Origin of the sequence: Agromyces sp. NPDC052230 (assembly GCF_040679595.1) — a bacterium.
Taxonomy (GTDB): Bacteria; Actinomycetota; Actinomycetes; order Actinomycetales; family Microbacteriaceae; genus Agromyces.
This window is the reverse complement of the sequence record NZ_JBFAVC010000008.1, coordinates 258,036-279,873: the sequence shown is the minus strand read 5'-3', so window position 1 is coordinate 279,873 and position 21,838 is coordinate 258,036. Positions and strand designations below refer to the sequence as shown.

At 67.6% G+C, this 21,838-nt stretch carries 25 protein-coding genes; 14 read left to right on the top strand and 11 right to left on the bottom strand.

Going from position 1 to position 21,838, the window contains the following annotated elements; genetic code table 11:
• Nucleotides 1–611: 611 nt before the first annotated feature.
• Genes AB0K73_RS18155 through AB0K73_RS18145 form a run of 3 tightly spaced genes read right to left on the bottom strand, consistent with a single transcriptional unit; the run spans nucleotide 612 to nucleotide 2,781 of the window.
• Nucleotides 612–1,361, bottom strand: coding sequence for a hypothetical protein (locus tag AB0K73_RS18155; protein ID WP_360516399.1), 750 nt, complete (start codon nucleotides 1,359–1,361; stop codon nucleotides 612–614).
• Complete coding sequence (locus AB0K73_RS18150; protein WP_360516396.1) at nucleotides 1,358–2,137, bottom strand: VanZ family protein; 780 nt, start codon at nucleotides 2,135–2,137, stop codon at nucleotides 1,358–1,360. The genes AB0K73_RS18155 and AB0K73_RS18150 overlap by 4 nt, the downstream gene beginning before the upstream one ends.
• On the bottom strand, nucleotides 2,134–2,781 hold the full coding sequence (locus tag AB0K73_RS18145; protein ID WP_360516393.1) for a M15 family metallopeptidase: 648 nt from the start codon (nucleotides 2,779–2,781) through the stop codon (nucleotides 2,134–2,136). Before AB0K73_RS18145 ends, AB0K73_RS18150 begins: the two co-directional genes overlap by 4 nt.
• A gap of 86 nt (nucleotides 2,782–2,867) precedes the next feature.
• On the opposite strand from AB0K73_RS18145, the gene AB0K73_RS18140 reads away from it, so the two are divergent.
• The 5 genes from AB0K73_RS18140 (at nucleotide 2,868) to AB0K73_RS18120 (ending at nucleotide 6,892) form a co-directional block, all read left to right on the top strand.
• Entirely contained in the window at nucleotides 2,868–3,572 is a 705-nt protein-coding gene (locus tag AB0K73_RS18140; protein WP_360516390.1) for a response regulator transcription factor, read from the top strand.
• A complete protein-coding gene (locus AB0K73_RS18135) occupies nucleotides 3,565–4,644 on the top strand; it encodes a HAMP domain-containing sensor histidine kinase (RefSeq protein ID WP_360516387.1) in 1,080 nt (359 codons plus the stop codon). Before AB0K73_RS18140 ends, AB0K73_RS18135 begins: the two co-directional genes overlap by 8 nt.
• A 133-nt stretch (nucleotides 4,645–4,777) precedes the next feature.
• Complete coding sequence (locus AB0K73_RS18130) at nucleotides 4,778–5,758, top strand: winged helix-turn-helix domain-containing protein (RefSeq protein ID WP_364775645.1); 981 nt, start codon at nucleotides 4,778–4,780, stop codon at nucleotides 5,756–5,758.
• Entirely contained in the window at nucleotides 5,755–6,531 is a 777-nt protein-coding gene (locus tag AB0K73_RS18125) for a hypothetical protein (RefSeq protein WP_360516381.1), read from the top strand. Before AB0K73_RS18130 ends, AB0K73_RS18125 begins: the two co-directional genes overlap by 4 nt.
• Nucleotides 6,532–6,616: 85 nt before the next feature.
• Nucleotides 6,617–6,892 (top strand): hypothetical protein, encoded by a 276-nt coding sequence (locus AB0K73_RS18120; protein WP_360516378.1) that lies wholly within the window; start codon nucleotides 6,617–6,619, stop codon nucleotides 6,890–6,892.
• Between the two features lie 61 nt (nucleotides 6,893–6,953).
• Here the strand turns inward: AB0K73_RS18120 and AB0K73_RS18115 are convergent, their stop codons facing one another.
• On the bottom strand, nucleotides 6,954–7,361 hold the full coding sequence (locus tag AB0K73_RS18115; protein WP_360516375.1) for a VOC family protein: 408 nt from the start codon (nucleotides 7,359–7,361) through the stop codon (nucleotides 6,954–6,956).
• Nucleotides 7,362–7,494: 133 nt separating this feature from the next.
• Here AB0K73_RS18115 and AB0K73_RS18110 point away from each other — a divergent pair, with 133 nt between their 5' ends.
• Entirely contained in the window at nucleotides 7,495–8,184 is a 690-nt protein-coding gene (locus AB0K73_RS18110) for a VTT domain-containing protein (RefSeq protein WP_360516372.1), read from the top strand.
• Here AB0K73_RS18110 and AB0K73_RS18105 read toward each other — a convergent pair.
• Both AB0K73_RS18105 and AB0K73_RS18100 read right to left on the bottom strand, forming a co-directional pair.
• Entirely contained in the window at nucleotides 8,181–9,509 is a 1,329-nt protein-coding gene (locus AB0K73_RS18105; protein ID WP_360516369.1) for a DUF1254 domain-containing protein, read from the bottom strand. The two genes, AB0K73_RS18110 and AB0K73_RS18105, sit on opposite strands and share 4 nt — an antisense overlap.
• Nucleotides 9,510–9,718: 209 nt before the next feature.
• Nucleotides 9,719–11,467 (bottom strand): FAD-dependent oxidoreductase, encoded by a 1,749-nt coding sequence (locus AB0K73_RS18100; RefSeq protein ID WP_360516366.1) that lies wholly within the window; start codon nucleotides 11,465–11,467, stop codon nucleotides 9,719–9,721.
• 77 nt (nucleotides 11,468–11,544) lie between these two features.
• Here AB0K73_RS18100 and AB0K73_RS18095 point away from each other — a divergent pair, with 77 nt between their 5' ends.
• The gene (locus AB0K73_RS18095; protein WP_360516363.1) at nucleotides 11,545–12,480 is read left to right on the top strand and encodes a LysR substrate-binding domain-containing protein; all 936 of its coding nucleotides are present in this window, start codon (nucleotides 11,545–11,547) and stop codon (nucleotides 12,478–12,480) included.
• A 19-nt stretch (nucleotides 12,481–12,499) separates the two neighbouring features.
• On the opposite strand, the gene AB0K73_RS18090 is transcribed toward AB0K73_RS18095, so the two are convergent.
• Nucleotides 12,500–13,084, bottom strand: a complete 585-nt coding sequence (locus AB0K73_RS18090; RefSeq protein WP_360516360.1) for a WHG domain-containing protein — start codon at nucleotides 13,082–13,084, stop codon at nucleotides 12,500–12,502.
• An 83-nt stretch (nucleotides 13,085–13,167) separates the two neighbouring features.
• On the opposite strand from AB0K73_RS18090, the gene AB0K73_RS18085 reads away from it, so the two are divergent.
• The 4 genes from AB0K73_RS18085 (at nucleotide 13,168) to AB0K73_RS18070 (ending at nucleotide 15,131) form a co-directional block, all read left to right on the top strand.
• A complete protein-coding gene (locus AB0K73_RS18085) occupies nucleotides 13,168–13,620 on the top strand; it encodes a DUF1772 domain-containing protein (protein ID WP_360516357.1) in 453 nt (150 codons plus the stop codon).
• 56 nt (nucleotides 13,621–13,676) lie between these two features.
• A complete protein-coding gene (locus AB0K73_RS18080) occupies nucleotides 13,677–13,943 on the top strand; it encodes a type II toxin-antitoxin system prevent-host-death family antitoxin (protein ID WP_360516354.1) in 267 nt (88 codons plus the stop codon).
• Between the two features lie 5 nt (nucleotides 13,944–13,948).
• The gene (locus tag AB0K73_RS18075; RefSeq protein ID WP_360516351.1) at nucleotides 13,949–14,341 is read left to right on the top strand and encodes a type II toxin-antitoxin system VapC family toxin; all 393 of its coding nucleotides are present in this window, start codon (nucleotides 13,949–13,951) and stop codon (nucleotides 14,339–14,341) included.
• Nucleotides 14,342–14,480: 139 nt separating this feature from the next.
• On the top strand, nucleotides 14,481–15,131 hold the full coding sequence (locus AB0K73_RS18070; RefSeq protein WP_360516348.1) for an NAD(P)H-binding protein: 651 nt from the start codon (nucleotides 14,481–14,483) through the stop codon (nucleotides 15,129–15,131).
• A gap of 27 nt (nucleotides 15,132–15,158) precedes the next feature.
• On the opposite strand, the gene AB0K73_RS18065 is transcribed toward AB0K73_RS18070, so the two are convergent.
• The 3 genes from AB0K73_RS18065 to AB0K73_RS18055 are packed head-to-tail and all read right to left on the bottom strand — an operon-like array spanning nucleotide 15,159 to nucleotide 18,723.
• Nucleotides 15,159–15,626: a DUF3237 domain-containing protein gene (locus AB0K73_RS18065; protein WP_360516345.1), complete on the bottom strand. Its 468-nt coding sequence runs from the start codon at nucleotides 15,624–15,626 to the stop codon at nucleotides 15,159–15,161.
• A complete protein-coding gene (locus tag AB0K73_RS18060; protein ID WP_360516342.1) occupies nucleotides 15,623–17,275 on the bottom strand; it encodes an amidohydrolase in 1,653 nt (550 codons plus the stop codon). The genes AB0K73_RS18065 and AB0K73_RS18060 overlap by 4 nt, the downstream gene beginning before the upstream one ends.
• A complete protein-coding gene (locus tag AB0K73_RS18055) occupies nucleotides 17,272–18,723 on the bottom strand; it encodes an APC family permease (RefSeq protein WP_360516339.1) in 1,452 nt (483 codons plus the stop codon). The genes AB0K73_RS18060 and AB0K73_RS18055 overlap by 4 nt, the downstream gene beginning before the upstream one ends.
• Nucleotides 18,724–18,885: 162 nt before the next feature.
• Between AB0K73_RS18055 and AB0K73_RS18050 the strand changes: the two genes are divergently transcribed.
• Genes AB0K73_RS18050 through AB0K73_RS18040 form a run of 3 tightly spaced genes read left to right on the top strand, consistent with a single transcriptional unit; the run spans nucleotide 18,886 to nucleotide 21,199 of the window.
• Complete coding sequence (locus tag AB0K73_RS18050; protein ID WP_360516336.1) at nucleotides 18,886–19,920, top strand: LacI family DNA-binding transcriptional regulator; 1,035 nt, start codon at nucleotides 18,886–18,888, stop codon at nucleotides 19,918–19,920.
• Nucleotides 19,917–20,660 (top strand): formylglycine-generating enzyme family protein, encoded by a 744-nt coding sequence (locus AB0K73_RS18045; RefSeq protein ID WP_360516333.1) that lies wholly within the window; start codon nucleotides 19,917–19,919, stop codon nucleotides 20,658–20,660. The genes AB0K73_RS18050 and AB0K73_RS18045 overlap by 4 nt, the downstream gene beginning before the upstream one ends.
• 59 nt (nucleotides 20,661–20,719) lie before the next feature.
• Entirely contained in the window at nucleotides 20,720–21,199 is a 480-nt protein-coding gene (locus AB0K73_RS18040; RefSeq protein ID WP_360516330.1) for a DNA alkylation repair protein, read from the top strand.
• A gap of 16 nt (nucleotides 21,200–21,215) precedes the next feature.
• Here the strand turns inward: AB0K73_RS18040 and AB0K73_RS18035 are convergent, their stop codons facing one another.
• Entirely contained in the window at nucleotides 21,216–21,800 is a 585-nt protein-coding gene (locus AB0K73_RS18035) for a dihydrofolate reductase family protein (RefSeq protein ID WP_360516327.1), read from the bottom strand.
• Between the last annotated feature and the right edge of the window lie 38 nt (nucleotides 21,801–21,838).

Sequence of the window (21,838 nt, the reverse complement as noted above, 5' to 3'; positions counted from 1 at the left end):
CGGAACTCCTTGGGATACGGCTTTGCCACACGGACATCCTTCCAGCGAGGACGAATCCTCACACTTCAGATGTCAACCAAACCCGGGGCAGACCCAGACGTCACACTAGCCGGCGGTTGAGTCAGACTCATCCTGATCTCCCTTCCTCAATCACTCGCACGAACAAAGTCGATCAACTTATCACGAACGTCACCGGTGTCGGCTCCGGTAGTGGTCAAGCACTTCCGTCCGAAGCGGTTCGGGTAGCGTCGCCAGAAACTCACATTGACCCGGATAGCCGGTCCATCGCTTCTTCACGGACCGAAGAAATCGGTAGCTCCACCACCCCTCCTTGCTGAGCCCGAGGGTCGGTTCGGCCGGACTATACAGGTCGACGGCTTCGTCTTGCGCACTCGTCGTCCGAGACATCGCTCGCCAGACATATGAGTCTTGCGGAAGCTCGGCGACGCAGACCATCCTCCGCATGTTTGACTTGGTCGATGGCTGTGTGGTGGCGGCAGCAGCCACGTTGTAGATGTCAGCGAGCTTTGCAACGGTGCCAGGCATGCCTTGATCGTAGCCAGCCGGCACCCGGCTCACCTTCCGGTCAAGGATGGGCATGCGCTTGTTCACTAACGGACGCCATCGGCTCCCGTCAGCTTGCGGCTCTCGGCAATCAGCTGATTGACCGCGTGGATATCGGCTGAATGCAATGAGCCGAACTGTTCAAAGACCCACGCATAGAATTCTCGAATCAGCCCTGCATGCACACTCACGCACTGTGCGAGGTTTACTTCACCCACGGAGAGCAGATATTCCTTGGCGCTGCCCGTGAACTCGCCGGATTCCAGCATCCGCTTTGCATCCAACTGAGCAAACATCTTGGTGCCAACGTTGCGGTCGTAGTTAAGGGTCATTTGGAACGGCGGTATGCCGCCGTGGACCACGTAGTTCCGGAACTGCTGGATGAAGACATTCTCTTGGGTTGCGCGAAGTACTAGGACGCGATCTTCGTATTCGCGCATAAACGGCGTGCCTTCGTACTGTCGAAAGACCCGCCGTGCCGCATCAACCAAGACCTTCGCCATCCCGACGTAGTTCGCAACGTGTTGGTACAGGGTGGAGTAGTACAACTCGCGGATCGATTCACCTTTCTGTCCGTCGGCCGAGAAGAGTGCTTGGTGACCCAGGCTGCCGTCGCTGAAGTCGAGCACGAACATCAATGCCGCTTCATTGTGGCCAAGCGCCTGGAAGACCATCGCGAGCCCCCGCCAGGCCCGGTGGGCACGCGTGCCAGGATGTGCATCGATTCGCTCGTGGAGATCACGCCACGCTGGCAGCCAATCTGCTTCAATTGAGCGACCTTCCTCGTCATCCATCACAAGCCGAGACTACTTCGGACCTCCGACGCGCCCGACGCCGGTCGTAACTGCCACGTCCATCGAAATGTCGTGCATTTCGCGCTGCGAGGCCGGCCCGCCGAACGTCGTGCGTGCGAATGGCACCACCTGAGCTCCGGGAGGCCCATTGACGGACCCGTTGGCCCACGCATAGTCGGATCCGACGGCGTGGAGAGGACCGGGAGGTCGACGTTAGGGATGGGTCCGTATTGCATTGGAGAGGCGATGAAGATCCCGGCCGCTAGGAGGAAGAGCACTGTCACCATTGAGCACATCCGCGTCATGACGGTGTCGGTCCTGCCCCCGAGTCTTCGGCGGGCCAAGACGACCAGGCCGAGACCGGCCATGCCGCCGGCGGTGTTGACGATGAGGTCGGTGACGTCGGAGCTTCCGACCGCCGAGACGTATTGGAGGATCTCGAGGGTGAGGCTCGAACCCGCGACGACAGCCGCGAGCTTCCACCAGGGGCACGACGGCGCCAGGAGGCCGAGGTAGAGGCCAAAGGGAACGAAGAGCGCGAGATTCGCGATGACCTCGAAGGGTTCGCTGGCGCCGTCCTCGGTGGTCGGGGCGAACGGGACGAGCTTGATGTGGCGCAGCGCGCCGTCTCCGACGTACGGCGGCTCGAGCTTCCACAGCACGAGCCAGACGAGCAGGACGAGGTAGACCGCGAACAGCCCGACCAGCAAGCCGCGCTGGGTCGCGTCGGGAGAAGATGGCGTCGCCCGAGGCATCCGAAGCTCTGCACCGCTGGTCACTGTTGCATCCTCGGGTCCTCGGAGGGGTCGGCATACGTGGCGGGGCAACCATGCTCGGCGGCTTCGGGGCGCAGCTCGTAGTGCCACGGCTCGTTGTCGTAGATCTGGCACAGCCCGTACTCGGCACCGTGCTCGGACAGCCACACCGTGGCATCCGTTTGCCCGATGTCGACCGCGTCTCCCGACACGTGCGGAGACGTCGCCGCGGTGGCGACCCAGCGAGCGGCTTCTTCGGGCGAGCCGTACTCGGCGATCGCCTCCTGGAACAACTGATCCTGGTACTCGGGGGAGCGCCAGCCGCTGTTGACGACGAACTGGACGCCGTCGCCCGCGGCATCCGTCGCAGCCCGACGAAGGGCCTCGAGCAGCGCCGGATCGAGGTTCGCGACAGCCGGAACCCCGTCATCGAAGACCGCCACGCCGTCGGCCACCCGGCCGCTCTCGTCGAGCGCCTCACGGTTCTCGCCGGGAGGAGGCGCTGCCGGGGCATCCGATGAATACAACGACGGTGATGCCGACGAAGAACTGGGCAGCGTGGAGAAGAAGCCGGCGGCGGTGATCGCCGCGACGACGACCACCAGGCCGACGACGAAGAGGCGACGCATCCAGTACGTCGACGCTCGTGCGCGTGGGTTTCGGTTCATGCCGCCAGTCAAGGCGGCGAGGTGTTGCCAGCGCGTATGCGGGTTTCCATATGCCGGCGATATGCGGGGGTTCGTAGCATGACACCATGCGCGTGTTGATCGTCGAGGACGAGCCCTACATGGCGGAGGCCATCCGCGACGGGCTGCGCCTCGAGGCGATCGCGGCCGACATCGCCGGCGACGGGCACACCGCGCTGGAGCTGCTGGGCATGAACGCGTATGACATCGCGGTGCTCGACCGCGACATCCCGGGGCCGTCGGGTGATGAGATCGCCGAACGCATCGTCGCGTCGGGCAGCGGCATGCCGATCCTCATGCTCACCGCCGCCGACCGGCTCGACGACAAGGCCTCGGGGTTCGAGCTCGGAGCCGACGACTACCTCACCAAGCCGTTCGAGCTGCGCGAGCTCGTGCTCAGGCTCAGGGCCCTCGACCGCAGGCGCGCGCACAGTCGGCCGCCGGTGCGCGAGCTGGCCGGCCTGCGGCTGGATCCATTCCGCCGCGAGGTCTACCGCGACGGCCGCTACGTCGCGCTGACCAGGAAGCAGTTCGCCGTGCTCGAAGTGCTCGTCGCCGCCGAGGGCGGGGTCATCAGCGCGGAAGAGCTGCTGGAACGGGCGTGGGATGAGAACGCCGACCCGTTCACGAACGCCGTACGCATCACGGTGTCGGCCCTGCGCAAACGGCTCGGCGAACCCTGGGTGATCGCCACGGTGCCCGGTGTGGGCTATCGCATCGACGGCGTCGGCGCGGGCCCGAACGCCGACACGGCAGGCGACGAACGTGGCTAGGGCTCCCGGGCTGAGCGTTCGCCTCAGGCTCACTCTCAGCTACGCGGGGTTCCTCATGGTCGCGGGCGTCCTCCTGCTCGCGGTCGTGTGGCTCTTCCTCCTGCGTTACGTGCCCGCCAGCGCGATCGAGACGCCCATCGGATTCATCCCCGGCCGTGCCGACCTCATTCGGGCCTTCGCACCGCCGGCGGCCTGGGCGCTGTTCTTCCTGCTGCTGTTCGGCCTGCTCGGCGGGTGGATCCTCGCCGGCCGCATGCTCGCGCCACTGACTCGAATCACGGATGCCACCCGCCGGGCTGCGAACGGATCCCTCTCGTATCGCATCGAATTGGAGGGCCGCGACGACGAGTTCCGCGAGCTCGCCGACAGCTTCGACGCGATGCTCGCGAGGCTCGAAGCGCAGGTAGCCGAACAGCAGCGGTTCGCCGCCAATGCGTCGCACGAGCTGCGCACTCCGCTGGCGATCACGCAGACCCTGCTCGAGGTCGCACGCAACGACCCGAACAGCGTGAGCGCTGAGCTCATCGAACGCCTGCACGCCGTCAACGCCCGAGCGATCAGCCTGACCGAGGCGCTGCTCGTGCTGAGCCGTGCCGATCAACGGTCGTTCGTGCGGGAAGAGGTGGACCTGTCGCTGCTGGCGGAAGAAGCGACCGAGACCCTCTTGCCCCTCGCGGAGCAGCGTGGCGTGACCATTGAGAACTCCGGCGACGTCACGCCTACTGTCGGCTCGCATGCACTCCTGCTGCAGCTGACCACGAACCTCGTGCACAACGCGATCGTGCACAACCTGTCTGAGGGTGGCACGGTGTGGATCAACACCACGGCGCGCGATTCGAGGGCGGTGCTCACCGTCGAGAACACAGGTGCGAAGCTCGCGCCGGGGCTGGTGGCGACCCTCACCGAACCGTTCCAGCGCGGCACCGAACGTGTCCACACCGACGGCGCGGGCGTCGGGCTCGGGCTCGCGATCGTGAAGAGCATCACCGATGCGCACGGTGGGACGCTGACCATCGAGCCACGCGCTGCTGGAGGCATCCGAGTCACCGTGGAACTCCCGAGCGTGGCCTGAGGCACGTCCTCTCCGGAGAGTCGCGAAATCCGGCGCGCTCGGTCGCTCCGAGATATAAGACTCAGCGTCTCTGGCCGATATAAGTTATTCTGGATTTCGGCGAACTAACTTATCGCGCGTGGAGGTGAATCCCATGGCCCGTGTCACTGCTGACCGCGGCATCGACCTGCTCCTTGCATCCGGCCTCCACGTCGACGTTCAGGGCGCGTCCCGGATCGACCTCCGCGGGCACCGCCGTGCGCCGGTAGAAATGAAGGTCCGTCAAGCACCCGCAACACCGTCACAGATCGCCCGCGATCTGCGTCAAACGGGTGGCGATCATCTGCTCTACGTGGTCCCTCGCCTGACGCCCGCGTTGCGACGCGCCGCTGAAGGGGCGGGTTTCGTCGTCGTCGCCGTCGAAGACGGAGTCGTGCTGATCGACGGTCAGGAGTTCCGACCGTTAACGGCGGCCGCGACCACACCGACGCTCCCGAAGTCGTCTCGCCGTGTCCCGTGGGGGAGGTTCGCGCTCCTGCGGGCGCTGTGCCGCACTCGTGAACCCCGGACACAGGCGCAGCTGGCAGATGAAGTCGGCATCACCCAGGCCGCCGTGTCCCAGTCCTTGTCGAAGCTGGACGGCCTCGTGACGAGAGAATCATCCGGATGGTCGGCTGCAAGTGCTCGGACGCTCGCCGAGAACTTCTTGGCCGAGTATCCCGGTGCCGGTGGCATCGGCGTCAACTGGTTCGCCTTGGACCCGGTGAACGTACAGGCGGACACGGCCCTGAATGCGGGCCTCGAGGAGAACGCGATGCTCTCGGGTGACGTCGGTGCCGATCGGATCGCGCCGTGGCGTGTTCCGACGAAAGCGATCGTCTACGCTGCCGCTGGGCTCGACCTGGCCGACGCGGGCTTCGCTCAGGCGACAGCCGAACGGTCGACACTCGAACTGCGGGTGCCAGTTGATCCCACGTTGTGGCGGACGGCGAACGCGTATGCCGGCGGGCAGCGCGCGCGGATCGCCGACCCGTTGATCGTGGCGCACGATGTTCTGCGCACCGGCGGCGCCGACGCCGATGACGCCGTGGAGCGCGTACTGCAACAGCTGACGCGCAATTGGAGTGCCCAGTGATCCGTCGTCACGCCATCACCGTGTCGACGTCGCGAGCCGACGATGCCGCGTATCGGGCGCTCAACGACGTGGCGACAGCGACAACGCACCTCGACGACGCGCGAATCGTGGGCGGGCAGATGGTCGGCCTTCTGGTCACCGCATTCCCGACGGCCGCCGCGATCATCCGCAGGACTGCGGACGCTGACGCCGCGGTCTCCGCGCAAGTTGCCGCGTCCGGTGCGCTCCACTTCGCATTCACTCGCGCTGGATACGAGCCGAGTAGCGGTAATCGCTACGAGCGCGACGACGGTCGTGCGATCGACGTCCTCGTTCCAAGCGAGACCCGGTTCCGTCACGTCGAGCTCGGAGGGCGTGGATTCGACGCGGTGCCTGGCCTCCGCCTGATCTTGGCAGCTGATCCGATCGTCCTCGACGTTGACGTGACACTCACAGATGACAGCCGCTTGCGGTTCACCGTCAAGGTGCCGACCGTCGAACACGCGCTGGTCCTGAAAGCGCTGACGGTACGCTCGCGCAACGCTCCGAAAGACCTCGTGGACGTTCACAATCTTCTGCAAATCGCATACCTGTATGAAGCAGACGACCTCGGTGGGTGGAGGATCGACGAGCCTGAACGGTCGGGCGCGCGAGGCGACGCCCAGTTCGTGCTGCATGAGCTCGCGGGCACGGCGCACCGGAGTCCGATCGTGAACAGGTCAGGCGTACGACCGGAGGTGCTGGTCGCCCTGATTCGAGCGAAGGTCGGGCAGCCGCGCAAGGGGCCGACCTGAGGCCGAAGCGCGCGCAGTGCAATTCTGGACCGGATGCGCCTGGAGGTATCCGAGTCACCGTGGCCGTCAACCATATGATGACGATGTGACGACACCCGCGCACGAGGTCGAGGAATGGCTCGACTCCCTCGATCCCGAGCGGATTGAATGGAAAGATGCGGCGCATCTCCGCGCTGTGGCGAAAGCACGCGATGAGCTTGGGCAGGCCGAGCAGGCGTTGCGCGCAGCGATCCGTGATGCGCACGACCACGGCGACTCGTGGACCGCGATCGGTATGGTGCTCGGCATTTCGCGGCAGGCTGCGCACCGCAAGTACGCCGGGGGGCAGGGGAATCAGCCGGGCGAAGAGCGGTCTGAGTGACGCGCCACCGCGCAGGGAGGTCTCGGGCGCCGCTGTGAGGCCAGCGCTTTCGACAATCAGGTCAGTCAGTGGCGGCTTCTCGCGGCGGGTTGTACATGAACTCGATACGGATGCCGTTGTCGTCCTCGAGGTGGGACGCGTAGTAGCGGTCGTTGAAGCGCGGGTACAGCTTGGGCTCGCGAACGGCCGTCCAACCTGCCTCGAGCGCGATCGCATGCAGGCGATCGACCTGGGCACGCGAATCGACGGGGAAGGCGAGGTGCTGGAAACCGACCCGGCCGTGGCGGTGCGGTCCGCTGCCCGGTTCGCGCGCCGGGAAGAGGATCAGCTCCTCTTCGCCCTTGCCCCAGGAGACCGACCCGTCCGCATCTTGGCGTGTGCAGCCGAGCGCCTGCATCACCGGATCGAACTGGGCGATCGAGCGAGGCAGATCTTCGACGGAGAACCCGAGGTGGTCGAACAGCGGCATCCGTTCATCGTATTCAGAAGCGGGATGCACCCACGTCACCCATGCTCCAGCCGCGACGTCATACCGCAGTACTGCATTGGACGGGACTGTGGAGGGATGCTCCGGTGCACGCCTCGTCCATAGCGTCGAGCTCATGGAGTTTCTCACCGACGTCGTCCTCTCGCTCGTGCAGTCCCCATGGGTCTACGTGGCCATCTTCCTTGTGTGCGTCATCGACGGGTTCTTCCCGCCCGTGCCGAGCGAAACGATCGTCATCGCCGCGGCTGCCGCTGGGGCTGCGACCGGGGAGTGGCCGATGCTCGTCGGGGCGATCATCGCCGCGGCCGCCGGGGCGATCCTGGGCGACAACATCGCGTTCGCGATCGGGCGCAGGGTGGGCCTCGATCGGTGGCGGTGGATGCGGCGCGAATCCGCTCAGCGCGCGATCGGGTGGGCACGCGAGGGGCTCCATCGACGAGCCACCGTGCTGATCCTTACCGCCCGCTACATCCCCGTCGGTCGTGTCGCCGTCAATGTCACCGCCGGGGCGAGCGGCCTCGCTCCCCGGCGTTTCTTCGGGCTCTCCGTGCTTGCCGGGCTCAGCTGGGCCGTGTACTCCGTGGGCATCGGCCTGTTCGCGGGACGCTGGCTGTCTGGCAATCCGTTGCTCGCGGCGCTGCTCGGCATCGCCATCGCCCTGACGATCGGAATCGTGATCGACCGGGTCACGTCATCGCTCGCCGCCCGTCGGGCTCGTCGGCAGGTCGACGGCGACGTCGACGAGGCGGGCGCTGAGGACGGTGCGTCCACTGCCGCGTACGCGGCCACGGGGATCGCCCGCTAGACCCGTGTGATGGCGGAAACCAGGTAGGTCTGATCGAGGATCGCGGGCGTGGGCTCGTACATCCGCAGCACCGGCCTGAACTCGCCGGCCGGTGCCGGTAGCCAGTTGGCGCGAGCCTTCTCTTCGTCGGGCTCCGTATGGGAGATGGTGATGACCAGCGACCCGTCGTCCTCGTACCGGATGCCGGGAGTGCGGTCTCCGATGGAGTATCGCCCGATCGGGTTGGCGACGAGGTAGTAGTCGGGCACGTCGTACATCGTGAGCGACCAGAATGCATCGACCGGCGGCGGGGGGTTCAACGTGAGGGTGTACGTGCGTTCGCCGGTGAGCCGGTCGCCCCGATCGTCGACGTAGGTCGCGATGTACGCGGCCTCGAACGCCTGGTTCCCCCACAGTCCACCCAGGGCTGCACCCGCGCGTTGCAGGATTCGTCGCTCGGGATCTGCGATCTTGAATGCGGGCTCGTCCAGTGAACCCACCTCGAAGTAGTCGAGGTTGTAGTCGAACGAGTGGTACGCGAGGTTCCAGCCGTTCACGATCGCGTTGCCGCCACCCGACGCGACGACGTCGTGGAGCAGCGCCTTGCCCTTCGCGTATCCGGCCTCCAGGGCGGCATCGAGTTCCGCGTCGATGCCGTACGGTGCGGCGTCGATCGTCGTCAGGCCGAGCGGCTCGAATCCGGCAAGCGTGTCAGCGTCTCGCGGCGCAGGCGGAAACGCCTGGCTCCACACCCGGAACCTGTCGAAGAACTGCTGCGCTTCACTGAGCCCGGTGACGCTCGCGGAAAGGCCCTCGGGCGTGGCCGAACCGGTCGGGGTGAGGGTCGTCGCGTCCTGCAACGCGTGCACCGCCGGCAGGTCCTCATCTCCGGAGACCGCCCACCGGCCGACGATCGACGCGATGCGAGTGGGCACGCGGACGACGGTTTCGCCGTCGCGCGACTCACCGTTCCAGCCCGGCGGGACGAGCAGGTATGTCGCGGCGCCCGTACCAGTGGCCCGATGTCCGATGTAGGCGAAATTGTCGGTCCACGCCGAGACGAACTGCAGCACGTAATAGCGGCCCGCCGTGTCGGGAACCTCCAACCGCACCGGTCCGGCACCGAGGTCGAGCTGTGCCATCGAATACACGGTGTCGTTGTTGATCGTGACGAACGTGTCATCCGGACCGGCCAGCGCGCGGGCATGGCTGAACCGGTTCCACGGCGCCGCCGCGTTCTTGCCGACCCCTGTGGTCACGTACCGTTCCACCTGATCGAGGTTGAACACGAGGGGGAAGCCGAACAGGTACGCCTTGGCCGCGAGCTCATCGAGAGGAATCGACATGGCCCCATCCTCTCGCCCGCAACCCCGTCTGTCACGGCAGGGCGCGGGCTGCTCGACGAGCTTGCCGCCACCGAGACCTCGCGCATGAGTGCTGCGATCTCGTCGGGGATCGGCGGGATCTCCTCGGCCTTCGTGCCGTGGTAGAACGGGCCCTCGTCCAACGCTTGCGCCACGGCGACAGCCCAGGCCGACGACCACCGTCGGTACAGCTACTCGACGAGCTTGCCGACCACCGACACCTCGCGCATGAGCGCCGCGATCTCGCCGGGGATCGGTGGGATCTCCTCGCGGGTAACCCCCGTCGAAGGTGACCACACGAGGTTCACCTGCAGCGAGGCATCCGTCTCGGGGAAATCGCTGCGGTTGTGGCATCCGCGGGTCTCACGCCGTTCAAGCGCGGCCTCGAGGGTCGCGCGGGCGGCAAGAGTTGCCGACTTCAGGTCGAAGGCGTGCGCCAGATCCTGGTAACCGGCGATGTCGGGATGCACCCCGATATCGGCCATGCGCGCCTCGATCGCCTCGAGCTCGGCGAGCCCGGCGAGAAGGCCGGCCTCGTCGCGCACGACTCCGGCGTGCTCGGTCATGGTGTTGCGGATGTCGCGCTGCAGGGCTCGCACGTTCTCCGAGCCATCCGCCGAAAGGAGCGCATCGATCTCGGCGCGCGCCGTCTGTACCGCGGCCGCCGACCGCTGCTGCGCCGACAGCGAGGCCGAGTACGACGCAGCGGCCTGGCCCACGATGCGTCCGAAGACGAGCAGCTCGATGAGCGAGTTGCCGCCGAGGCGGTTGGCGCCGTGCAGGCCACTGGATGCCTCGCCGATCGCGTAGAGGCCTGGCACATCCGTGCCGTGGTCATCGGGTCGCACCCAGACGCCGCCCATCGAGTAGTGCGCGGTTGGCGCGATCTCGATCGGCTGCTTCGTGATGTCGAGCATCTGCAGCTCGAGCATGGTCTGGTAGACGCGGGGGAGGCGCTGCATGATCGTCTCGCGGGGCAGGTGCGAGACATCCAGCCAGACACCGCCATTGGGGGTGCCGCGGCCCTCCTTGATCTCGGTGTACGCCGCGAGCGCGACGCGGTCGCGCGTCGACAGTTCCATGCGCTCGGGGTCGTACTTCGCCATGAAGCGCTCGCCGAGGCCGTTGGTCAGAATGCCGCCCTCGCCGCGGGCCGCCTCGCTGATGAGGGTGCCGGCCGCGTTCTCGGGCTCGATGATGCCCGACGGATGGAACTGCACGAGCTCGGGGTCGCGCACCCGGCCGCCCGCCTCGACCGCGAGGCGCCACGAGTCGCCCGTGTTCTCGTCGCGCCGCGACGAGGTGCGCCGCCAGATGCGGTTATGCCCGCCGGCGGCGAGGATGACCGCGTCGGCGTGGATGAGGTAGCGCGTGCCATCCTCGAGATCGAAGCCGTAGGCGCCGAAGACCGCGCCGTCGTCGTTCACGAGGATGCGCGTGACGTAGACCGTGTCGAGGATCGGCACGCCGAGCTGCGCAGCCCGGTTCACGAGCGTGCGCTGGATCTCGAGCCCGGTGTAGTCGCCCGCGAATGCCGTGCGGCGGTAGGTGTGGGCGCCGAAGAAGCGCTGCGAGATGCGGCCGTCCTCCTCGCGCGCGAACGGCATGCCGTAACGCTCGAGGTCCTGGATGCCGCGGGCCGCATTCTTCGTCACGATCTCGACCGTGTGCGGGTTCGCGAGCAGGTAACTCTCCTTGAGAGTGTCGGCCGCGTGCTGCTGCCAGCTGTCGTCGGGATCCATCGTCGAGAGGGCGGCGTTGATGCCGCCGGCGGCGAGCGAGGTGTGCGCGTCGGACTTCGGACGCTTGCCCAGGGCGAGCACGTCGACGCCCGCCTCGGCGAGTTCGATGGCGGCGCGCAGGCCTGATCCACCGGTGCCGATCACGAGCACGGTCGTGGAGATCTGACGTTCTGAAGCGGTACTGCCTGAAGCACTCATGCAATCCACGGTAGGTTCGGGTCGTCGATGAGTCCAATGCATCTTCAGTGTAATAACGATGCGCGTAGACTATCGACATGAACCTCGAACAGCTGCGCAGCTTCGTCGAGGTCGCTCGATTCGGAAACTTCACCCGTGCCGCCGAAGAGCTGTACCTCGCTCAGCCCTCGCTGAGCCGCCAGATCGCCGCGCTCGAGCAGGACCTCGGCGCCGAGCTGTTCCACCGGGCCCGCGGCGGCAGCACGCTCACCGCCGCGGGCGAATCGCTGCTGCCGCTCGCGCGCCGCATGCTCGCCGACGCCGAGTCCGTGCGTCGCGAACTCGCCGAACTCGCGGGCCTCGAGCGCGGCCGGGTGCGGCTCGGCGCAACGCCGACGCTCTGCATCAGCCTCGTCGCCGAGGTGCTCAGCGCGTTCCACGCGGAGCATCCGGCCATCGAACTCCACCTCTCGGAACACGGCTCGCGCCGACTACTTGACGAACTCGCCGGCGGCGAACTCGACCTCGCACTGATCACGACGTCGGATGCCTCGACCGCCGAGCGATTCACGGTGACGCCGCTGCTCGTCGAGGAGCTCGTGGTCGTGTCATCCGCCGCCGCACCCCCGGTCACGAACCGCGACACGATCGAGCTCGCGGATGTCGCGGGCCTGCCGCAGATCGTCTTCAGCTCGACGTACGACCTGCGCAGCGCGACCGACGCCGCCTTCCGCGCCACCGACCTCACGCCGGATGTCGTGCTCGAGGGGGCGGAGATGGACGCGGTGCTGCGGTTCGTGGAACGCGGGCTCGGCGTCGCGATCGTGCCCGCGATGGTGCTCATCGATCGGCCAGGCCTGCGGTCGGTGCGGATCGAGCGTCCCACGCTCGAGCGGACGATCAGCCTGGCAAGACCTGCGGATGTCGCGGCGACCGCCGCGGTCGAGGTGATGCAGCGAACGATCGCCGCCACCGCCACGGCGTTCGCCGCGAGGGCGGGGGAGACCATGCGGCTCGCCGCCGGGAGCGCCTGACGAGTCGGAGTGAGTCAGTTCAGGAACGCGACTCGGCGGGAGCATTCGTCGCGAAGCGGGCGCCGAGTTCGGTGATGCGGTGGGAACGCTGTGCCGGGCGCATGCGGCCGGCACGTTCGAGCAGACTGACGCCGTGCAGTGCGCCCCAGAACACTTCGGTGGCCGTTCCGTCGCCGTCGTCTCCGATGGCGTCAGCGAGCACATCGAACCCCGCGCGCAGCTCAGCACGGGTGTCGTCGCTGGCGAATCGTGCGTCGATCGGCAGTTGGAACATCACTTCGTACACAGCCGGGTGCTCCCGGCTGAAACGCAGGTAGGCGGCGGCGACGGCCTCGACGGCGCGCCGCCCACGTTTGCGGCCCAGAGCCTCCCGGCACTGCCGCGTCAGGTCCACGAAACCCTCGAGTGCAACCGCCAGCATGATCTCGGACTTGCCTCCGGGGAAGTGACCGTACAGCACCGGCTGCGTGTATCCGATCGCGTCGGCGAGATGTCGGGTCGTCACGGCGCCCCAGCCGTCGGCGTCGGCGCGCTCGCGAGCGGCGGCGAGGATGCGTCGGCGTCGCTCCTCCGTTCGCTGTTGGCGATTCGACTGCGCAGCCATCGATCTCCTCTTGCGGTCGGTGTCTTCAAGGCGTAGCTTAGCAGCGCTAGAAATACTAGCAATGCTAGATTTTGGAGTTCTGCGTGGAATCCCTTCTTGCCATCACCACCGCCTCCGTGCTCGGCCTCATGGTCGGCGTCGAGTTCGCGGTGGCCTTCGTGCTCAGCCCGATCATGTTGCGGTTGCCGGCCGGGGCAGCACTCGCCGCACGAGCCGACGGTGGACGAATGCTGGGGCGCGTCATGCCGTTCTGGTACGTCGGCTCCCTGATCCTCATCGTGGCGCTTGCGGTGGTCACCTGGGGTGCCCCGGCTTCGGCCAGCGCGCTGATCGCTGCCGTGTTGTTGGCCATCAGCGTGATCTTGTCGGTCGCCGTGCTGGTGCCGATCAACAACCGCTCCGTGACCTGGACGGCCGAGAATCATCCCGAGGACTGGCGCGAGCAGCATGCGCGTTGGGACCGGCTGCATTACGGGCGCGTCGCGATCATCGTCGGAGCCTTCGTGCTCATCGTGACCGCGACGGCGATGATCTGATTGCCGACTCTGGCTGGGGCGACGCGCCGACCGCGCAAAGTGCTACATTGTAGAACATGGGTGAGGTCGGAATCAGGGCGCTGAAACAGAACGCGTCCGAGGTGGTCGCGGCGGCTGCTGCCGGTGAGTCGGTGACGATCACCGACCGAGGCCGGCCCGTTGCCAGACTCGTCCCGCTGGGCGGCGGGCGACTGTCGGCACTCGTCACGTCGGGCCGTGCTCGCGCACCGCGACGGGACATCGGTGACCTCCCGTCGCGCCGACCCGCCAAGGTCGACATCAGTTCAGAGCTGCGGCGAGCCCGAGACGACGAGCGGTACTGACATCCATGGCTCACTACCTCGACACCTCGGCCCTCGTGAAGCTCGTCATCGAGGAATCCGAGTCGGCAGCGCTCGCCGACTGGCTCGCCTCTCGCGACCAGGAGCCCGTGACATCCGATCTCGCACGAACCGAGCTGTTGCGCGCGGTTCGCCGCTGGGCGCCCGAGCAGGCCGTCGCGGCCACACAGGTGCTCGAGGCGACGACCGTGCTCACGCTCGCCACCTCGACCTTCGAAGCGGCGGCACGACTCGACCCGGTCGAACTGCGCTCGCTAGATGCACTGCATATCGCCGCCGCGCTCGAGCTCGGGGACGAACTGAACGGGTTCGTGACGTACGACGACCGGCAGGCGGATGCGGTGCGGGCGTACGGGATACAGGTCGTCGCTCCCGCGTAGCGGCGTCGGCCGGTGGCCCGGCGCTCCCTCCTTACCTCGACGTGCGTACCTCCTCACCTTGAAGTGCGTACTTCCGCACGCGACTCGGCTGTCGTACGTTGACTCGGTTACTGAACGAGACTGAAGGAGCAGGTTCGACATGGCACGCATCACGGTTCTGGGCGGCAACGGCTATGCAGGCTCGGCCCTCGTGGCTGAGGCGCGCAAGCGCGGTCACGAGGTCACCGCAGTCAGCCGCACGGAGCCCGCGGCGCCCGTTCCTGGCGTGGAGTACGTCACCGGTTCGGTGCTCGACGCGAGCGTGCTCGACGAGGTCATCGATGGGCGAGATGCCGTCGTCGTCGCCCTGTCTCCGCGCGGCGATATGGCCGGGAAGGTGGAGGGCGTCGTCGAGGATCTGATCGCGCGGCTCGCCGACAGCTCCACGCGGCTCGGCTACATCGGCGGCGCCTCGTCGCTGCAGGCAGAAGAGGGCGGACCCACCCTGTGGGAGCTCACGCGCGAGCAGCTGCCGGCCGAGGTGAAGCCCGAGATCGAGACGGGGCTCACGGCGTTCGAGCTGCTCAAGGCGAGTCCCGAATCGCTCGACTGGTTCTTCGTGAGCCCGCCCCAGGACTTCGGATCGTGGCTCGGCACCACCCCGAAGGGGACGTACGTCCTCGGCGGCGACGTGCTGCTCAAGGATGAGGAGGGGAAGTCGACGATCGCCGCGGCCGACCTCGCGCTTGCGATCGTCGACGAGATCGAGACGGCGCGCCACCGTCGTGGGCGCTTCACCGCCAGGCACTGAACTCCCCGGCGTCATCGCGTCGGCGTGTCAGGTCACCCGGTACGCGGCGTAGCGCACCGCATCGGCGTCGCGCACGCACGACGCCACGAAGACCGAGTGCTCGAGGTGCGCGAGTCTCGTTGAAGCGGTCTCGATGGTGACGACCGTGCGGAAGTAGTACCGGTCGGGAGCGACGTCGTCGCCCCGCAGGAGCGCGGCGAGCACATCGGGAGAGCCGGTACGAACGCCGGTCACTTGGAGGTACAGGAGCTCGCCGTCGTGCGTGCGCGCGGTGTACCGGCCATCGATCTCGATCGCACCGTCGGCGCGTACCAACTGCCAGTCCGCCCCGCCGGGCAGGATCTCGGCATCGAATGCGCCCGAGATCCGACCGCCGACGATGGGGATCACTCGCCGGTGGCCGGCGCGGGTGAGCCCATGGTCGGCCATCGGGCCGAGCTGCACGACGACGTCGAAGGCGGGTGAGAGGGTCGGGACAGGCGGTGCGTGCGTCACGTGAGCTCCGGTGCGGTGGTGATCGTGGATCGGATAGGTTCGGCCACCATCCTGCCGTCGACGAGCGTGAGCAGCACCTCCGCGCGGGCGAGGTGCTCGGGGTCGGTGGTGAGTGGATCGCGATCGAGCACGGTGACATCCGCGGATGCACCGACCTCGAGGATGCCGCCGCGCTGTCCGATCGTCGTGTACGGATGCCTGGTGAATCCGCGAAGCGCATCCGACGGGCTGAGCGCCTGGTCGGGATGCACTGGCGCGGCGTCCGGGTCGTCATGAGGCCGTCGCAATTGCGCGTCGGCGAGGATCCCGACCGCGTCGCTCGGTGCGATCGGCCAGTCCGAGCCCAGCGCAAGGGGAACGCCGGCTCTGGCGAGGTCGCCGGTGCGGAACCCGCGTGCGGCACGCTCCTCGCCGAGGCGCTTCGACCAGTGGTCGGTGCCGTCCGCCCTCGTGAACAGCGTGCAGTGCGTCGGCTGCATGCTGGCCATGATGCCCGACGACGCGAACAGCTGCAGCGCGGCATCCGTCATCGTCTCGATGTGCTCGACACGGTGGGTCGCCTTGCGCTGTGGCAGGTCGGTGATGGCCCGCACCACGAAGTCGATGCCGGCGTCGCCGATGGCGTGCGTGGTGGTCGGGATGCCGCGTCGGTCGAGTTCGCTGAGCGCTTCGCGGTACTGGCCGGGGTCGAGCCAGAGCGACTTCGTGGACTCCCCGAGGCAGTCAGGTTCGTGGAGCCACGCCGTGCCGTTGTCGATCGTGCCGTCGATCATCAGCTTCACGCCCTCGACGACCCACCGGCGCCCGTGCAGCCCCTGGAGCTCCGCGAGCCGGTCGACCTCCTCGATCGCCGTGCCGGGCTCGAACCACGGCGACATCCGAAGCCGGATGGGCAGTTCGCTCGTCTGCTCGATGGCCCGGAGGAGTTCGATCGTGTCGGGCGCCAGGTCCTGGACCTGCCCAGCGGTGAAGCCGGCGCGGGCCATCTGCGTGAGAACCTCGTAGAGCCTGTCGACCCGCTGGTCGAGGGTGAGCTGCGGCACCGACGGCTCGACGAGCGCCATCGCCTGCAACTCGAGCAGGTAGCCGGTCGGGTTGCCGTTCGCGTCGGTGACGACCCGCGAGCCGTCGGTGAACGACTCGTCGCCGCGACATCCGGCGATCTCGAGCGCCGTCGAAGAGGCCAGCGCGGCGTGCGCGTCGAACAACCGGATGAACGCCGGACGGTCGGGGGCCACCTCGTCGAGGATGCGATTCGTCACCTCGCGACCCTCGAACGCATTCGGATCGAGGCCCCAACCGAGGAGCCAGTCTCGGTCGCCTAGGGACGCGAGCTCGGTGCGGAGCCGATGCTCCACCTCGGCGAGCGTGCGGCAGCCGGTGAGGTCGGCGCCCCGCGTGAGCGCCAGCCCGAAGACGGGATGGATGTGGCTGTCGACGAAACCCGGGAGGATCGCTGCGCCCGGCAGATCGATCACCCTCGTGCCATCGCCGATGAACGGATGCAGCTCCTGCCGGTCGCCGATGGCGGCGATGCGCCCGTCGGCGATGGCGAGACCCTCGGCGGCCTCCGGTGCGATCTGATCGTCGCCCATGGTGATCACCTTGCCGCCGAGGAGCACGGTGTCGGCGATGATGTTCGTGCTCACGGCTGGTCGATTCCTTCGCCGCCGATCCGGGCGAAGCGCTCGGGGCTGTTCGTGCGGAGCACCATCGCGTACATCGCTCCGGCGACGAGCACCAGCGGTACCACCGCGAGGATGACCGCATTGACGGCAGGCCCTGCGGCGGTCAGGTACTCGATCGTGGACACGAGGATGGCGAGCAGCACCGTCATCGCCACGATCGAGAAGATGGCCGCGGGAAGGACGTACCACTTCCGCTCGAGGCCCCGGTTCTTGAGGATGAAGATCAGCACGGCGATCGATGCGAGGAGCTGCAGGGTGATGATGCCGTAGACGCCGGGCGAGTTCACGAGGATCACGAGCTGGGTCAGCGGGTCGAGGCCCGCGATCCCGAATGCGAGGATGACGGCGATGGCGACCACGGTCTGCAGCAGCCCGGCCAGCCAGGGTGCGCCGGCTCGGTTCGTCCGGTTGAAGAAGGCGGGAAGGATGCCGTCGCGCGAGAGCGCGAAGCTGTAGCGATTGATGGCGTTGTGGAACGCGAGCTGCCCCGCGAAGATGCTCGACACGATCAGGATGAACATGACGGCCACGCCCCAGTCGCCGACGTACTGACCCATGGCGATGAAGAAGAACGCAGCGGGGTCCTCGGCGATCACGCCCTGCACGTTCGCATCGCCGAAGGCCTGGATCACCAGCCACAGCGTGCCCGTGTAGAAGAGTGCGAGGAACGCCACTGCGATGTAGGTCGCCCGCGGGATGGAACGGGCCGGGTTGCGCGTCTCGTTGCGGTAGAGCACCGTCGACTCGAACCCCATGAACGCGGCGAACCCGAAGCCGAGGATCGCGAACATGCTCGGCGTGAAGATGTTCTCGGGTGCGAACGTGGCGAACCCCAGGTCTCCACCGCGCTGGCTCAGGATCGACGTCGCCAGCACCACGAGGAGTGCCGTCTCGAGCACGAGCAGTACGCCGAGCACGCGGGCCCCGACGTCCACGCCGGCAGCCGCGAGGGCGAACACGAGCGCCGCGCCGATCAGGGCGAGGACGAACCACGGCAGCTGAATGCCGAAGACCTCGGCCAGCATGCCCTCCGCCATCACGCCGAACAGCCCCCAGAGGCCGATCTGCAGCAGGTTGTACGAGGCCCAGGCGAGGAACCCGGCACCGAGGCCGACCACCCTCCCGAGTCCGACGGCGATGTACGTGTAGAAGCCACCCATCGGCTTCAGGTTGCGGGCGGTGAAGAGGAAGCCGATCGAGAACACCGCGAGGACCACGCCGGCGATGGCGTACACCAGCGGTGCGGAGACGCCGCCGATGAGCACGGCGAGCGGACCGATGCCGGCGAGCACGCTGAGCGGTGCGGCAGCCGACACCACCAGGAAGACGACGCCCCAGGTTCCGAGTGCGGCGGTCTTGAGTGCTCCCGGTTTGGGTGCGTCGTCGAGCAGGGTCGAATCCAGGGTCACGAGCAACTCCTTCGTTGAATGCTGACCCGTGCACCGGAAGGGCCGCTACGGGGTGACTGAGCTGAGTCTGCATCATGTTCGCCAATTGCGCAATCGATTGGTCAATCTTGTCCACGCCGCTTCGGCGATCACATAGGATCGCTCGAGGAGGGGGTGCATCCGATGGCCGCCACACGCCCACCCACACTGCAGGACGTCGCCGATCTCAGCGGCGTCTCGCGGGGCACCGCTTCGCGCGCCCTGACGGGCGGTGGTCGGATGTCGGCCGAAACGCGCGCGCGTGTGGTCGCGGCGGCGGCGAGCCTCAGCTACTCCACCAACAGCGGGGCGAGGAATCTTCGCCGGGCGCGTGCCGGCTCGATCGGCCTGTGGCTGCCGCAGGGCCTGCGGTTCATGGAGTACTACATGAACTTCGCCTTCGGCGTGGTGGAGGCGACCAACGACCAGGAGCTCACGGTATCGCTGATTCCCGGCGACTTCCCCCCGGGCAAGGCACGAAGCCTGCACGTCGACGGGTTCGTCATGGCCGACGTCGACGGACACGATGAACTGGCTCGGGCGATACTCGAGGGCGGCAAGCCAGTGGTCACCTCTGAACTCGTCCCACCGGGTGTGCCACAGCCCACCGCGTCGGTCGTCGCCGACCACGTGGCAGCGACCACGCTGCTCCTCGAGCGGCTCCGCGCCGGCGGCGCAACGTCGGTCGTCGTGCTGAGCCCCGACGTCGACCAGACGTGGGTCAGTGCGGTGAATGACGCTGCGTCCGCCTGGGCGGCGCAAACGGGAGTAGGGCTCTCATTCCTCTCTCTGACGGGGGTTCCCGTCGCGACCGAGCTGCATCGGATCGTCGACCGACTCATGGCGACGAGGTCCGACGTGGACGCGATCGTCTGCGTGCCCGAGGGTCTGGGCGTGGGCATCCTCTCGACGCTGCGCGAACTCGGCCGTGCGGTGCCGGGCGACATTCAGGTGGTCTCCTACGTCGACAGCGCGACGCTGCCGATTGTGCAGCCGCCGATCAGCGCCCTCGACCTGCGTCCCCGTGAGGCCGGCCTGCGCGCCGGGCAGCTGCTCATCTCGATCCTCGGGAGCGGCCCTCAAGGGTCCGAGCCGGGGACGCTGGTCGAGACGTTCGACCTGACCTACCACGAGCGAGCGTCGACCCGAGCGGCCGCCCGCGCTGAACTGCCTCGATGACCGACATCGAGCTGGCTCGCATCAGCGGCGGCACCGTGAGGCTGCACGACGCGCGCCGAAAGGTGCGCTGGAATGTCGAGCTCGAGCCGTTCGAGATCGGGGTGTACCCGGTGACGCAGGCCCAACTCGGCGAACTGCTGGGGGAGGCGGCGTCGCACCCGCGACGCCCCGCGACCGACGTGAGCTGGCTGCGATGCATCCGGTTCTGCAACGCCGCCTCCGAGTGGGAGGGGCTCGACCCGGCGTACACGTTCGACGGTGAGGACGTCACGTGGCACGTCGACGCCGACGGGTACCGGCTGCCGACCGAGGCGGAATGGGAGTTCGCCTGCCGCGCCGGGTCGACCGGCCCGCACTACGGTCCGCTTCAGGAGATCGCCTGGACGAGCGCCGACGGCGTGACGGCGCCGCAGCCGGTCGGCGGGAAGCATCCGAATCTCAACGGGCTCTTCGACATGCTCGGCAACGTGTGGGAGTGGTGCTGGGACCTGCTCGATCCAGCGCGCTACGACGACTATCGGGTGTTCCGCGGCGGCGGATTCGCGGATGACGCGTGGAGCGTGCGCGCGTCGACACGACGCGGTGGAGCGCCGCGCATGCACCACGAGGATGTCGGGTTCCGGGTGGCGCGCGGCGGGTTCGATTCGACGGATGCCGCGCAGGGATGGTCTGCGGAGGCCGACGAGGAGCGGGCCACCATCGACGGCCCGCTCCCGCCCGGGTGGACGCCGCGGCGCTGACCGAACGTGTCGGCCGAGGATCGGCCGAGGTGCCGGGCTCGTTGCCGCAGAATCGAACGGTGACCTCCGCTGCCGCCGCCTTCATCGATCGCAGGCTCCAGGCCGAGGGTTCCGAGGAGCGGGCTGCCGCGGATGCCGAGCGGGTCGGCGGTGGCCTGCGTTTCTACGGCGCGTCGGTCGGCGCGGTTCGCGGCACGGTTCGCGACGCCGGCCGGCGGCACCCGGACATGACGCACGACGAGATCACGGCGCTCGCGTCGGAGCTGTGGTCGGTGCCGATCTTCGAGCGGCGGCTCGCCGCGATCGTCCTGCTGCAGGGGAACGTTGCCGAGCTGCTCGCATCCGACCTCACGCGCCTCGAGCAGTTGCTCCGCGATGCGCGCGTGCCCGAGCTCGTCACCCCGCTCGCCATCGATGTGGTGCGCCCGCTGATCGAACGGCTAGAGGGTGCCGAGGCGTCGCGCGCTCGTCGCATCGTCGCTCGATGGGCGCGCGATGGCGATCCGTTGCTGCGACACGCGGCGGCCTCGCTGATCTGACGGCCGGTGCCCACCGTCACGTCACGACGCGGAACCGAAGGTGCGTTGCGGCATCCGTCGCCAAGAAATCAGTGCGCTCGAGCTTCACGTGGGCGCCGAACCACTCGCCATCGCCGAAGAGCGGCGTGCCGCTGCCGAAGAGCACCGGCGCGAGGTGGATCGAGACCTCGTCGACGAGCCCGGCCCGGAGGTACTGCCTCGCGATGTCGGCGCCGCCCATGATGCCGACGTCGCCGTCGCCGGCTGTGGAACGTGCCCGTTCGAGCGCAGAGCGGATGTCGCCGACGAACGTGTAGACGCTGTCGGGAGGCACGTTCTCGGGGCGGCCATGGCTGACGACGAACAGCGGAACACGGGCGGGGCCGGTCGGGCCATCCGCTCCCCACCACCGGATCGAGTTGTCGTAGGTGCGGCGCCCTGCGATGACCGCGCCGAGCGTCGTGCCGGCTCGTTCGAGCAACGCTCGGTCGCGATCGTCGCCGGCGAACGCCCAATCGTGCAGCACTTCGCCACCGGCCCCCATGCCTTCGTCGGCGGTCATGCCGTCGGCGGCGATGAACCCGTCGAGCGACATGCTGATGTCGAAGATGACCTTGCCCATGATGTTCTCCTCTGTTCTGGTCCAAGTTCTTCACTTGA

Bases quoted from the DNA above. Each gene is read 5' to 3' on its own strand.
- AB0K73_RS18070 (WP_360516348.1), top strand. From the start codon at position 14,481: ATGGCACGCATCACGGTTCTGGGCGGCAACGGCTATGCAGGCTCGGCC.
- AB0K73_RS18080 (WP_360516354.1), top strand. From the start codon at position 13,677: ATGGGTGAGGTCGGAATCAGGGCGCTGAAACAGAACGCGTCCGAGGTG.
- AB0K73_RS18130 (WP_364775645.1), top strand. From the start codon at position 4,778: ATGGCCCGTGTCACTGCTGACCGCGGCATCGACCTGCTCCTTGCATCC.
- AB0K73_RS18095 (WP_360516363.1), top strand. From the start codon at position 11,545: ATGAACCTCGAACAGCTGCGCAGCTTCGTCGAGGTCGCTCGATTCGGA.
- AB0K73_RS18100 (WP_360516366.1), bottom strand. From the start codon at position 11,467: ATGAGTGCTTCAGGCAGTACCGCTTCAGAACGTCAGATCTCCACGACC.
- AB0K73_RS18045 (WP_360516333.1), top strand. From the start codon at position 19,917: ATGACCGACATCGAGCTGGCTCGCATCAGCGGCGGCACCGTGAGGCTG.
- AB0K73_RS18075 (WP_360516351.1), top strand. From the start codon at position 13,949: ATGGCTCACTACCTCGACACCTCGGCCCTCGTGAAGCTCGTCATCGAG.
- AB0K73_RS18050 (WP_360516336.1), top strand. From the start codon at position 18,886: ATGGCCGCCACACGCCCACCCACACTGCAGGACGTCGCCGATCTCAGC.
- AB0K73_RS18145 (WP_360516393.1), bottom strand. From the start codon at position 2,781: ATGAACCGAAACCCACGCGCACGAGCGTCGACGTACTGGATGCGTCGC.
- AB0K73_RS18115 (WP_360516375.1), bottom strand. From the start codon at position 7,361: ATGCCGCTGTTCGACCACCTCGGGTTCTCCGTCGAAGATCTGCCTCGC.
- AB0K73_RS18105 (WP_360516369.1), bottom strand. From the start codon at position 9,509: ATGTCGATTCCTCTCGATGAGCTCGCGGCCAAGGCGTACCTGTTCGGC.
- AB0K73_RS18035 (WP_360516327.1), bottom strand. From the start codon at position 21,800: ATGGGCAAGGTCATCTTCGACATCAGCATGTCGCTCGACGGGTTCATC.
- AB0K73_RS18140 (WP_360516390.1), top strand. From the start codon at position 2,868: ATGCGCGTGTTGATCGTCGAGGACGAGCCCTACATGGCGGAGGCCATC.
- AB0K73_RS18090 (WP_360516360.1), bottom strand. From the start codon at position 13,084: ATGGCTGCGCAGTCGAATCGCCAACAGCGAACGGAGGAGCGACGCCGA.
- AB0K73_RS18110 (WP_360516372.1), top strand. From the start codon at position 7,495: ATGGAGTTTCTCACCGACGTCGTCCTCTCGCTCGTGCAGTCCCCATGG.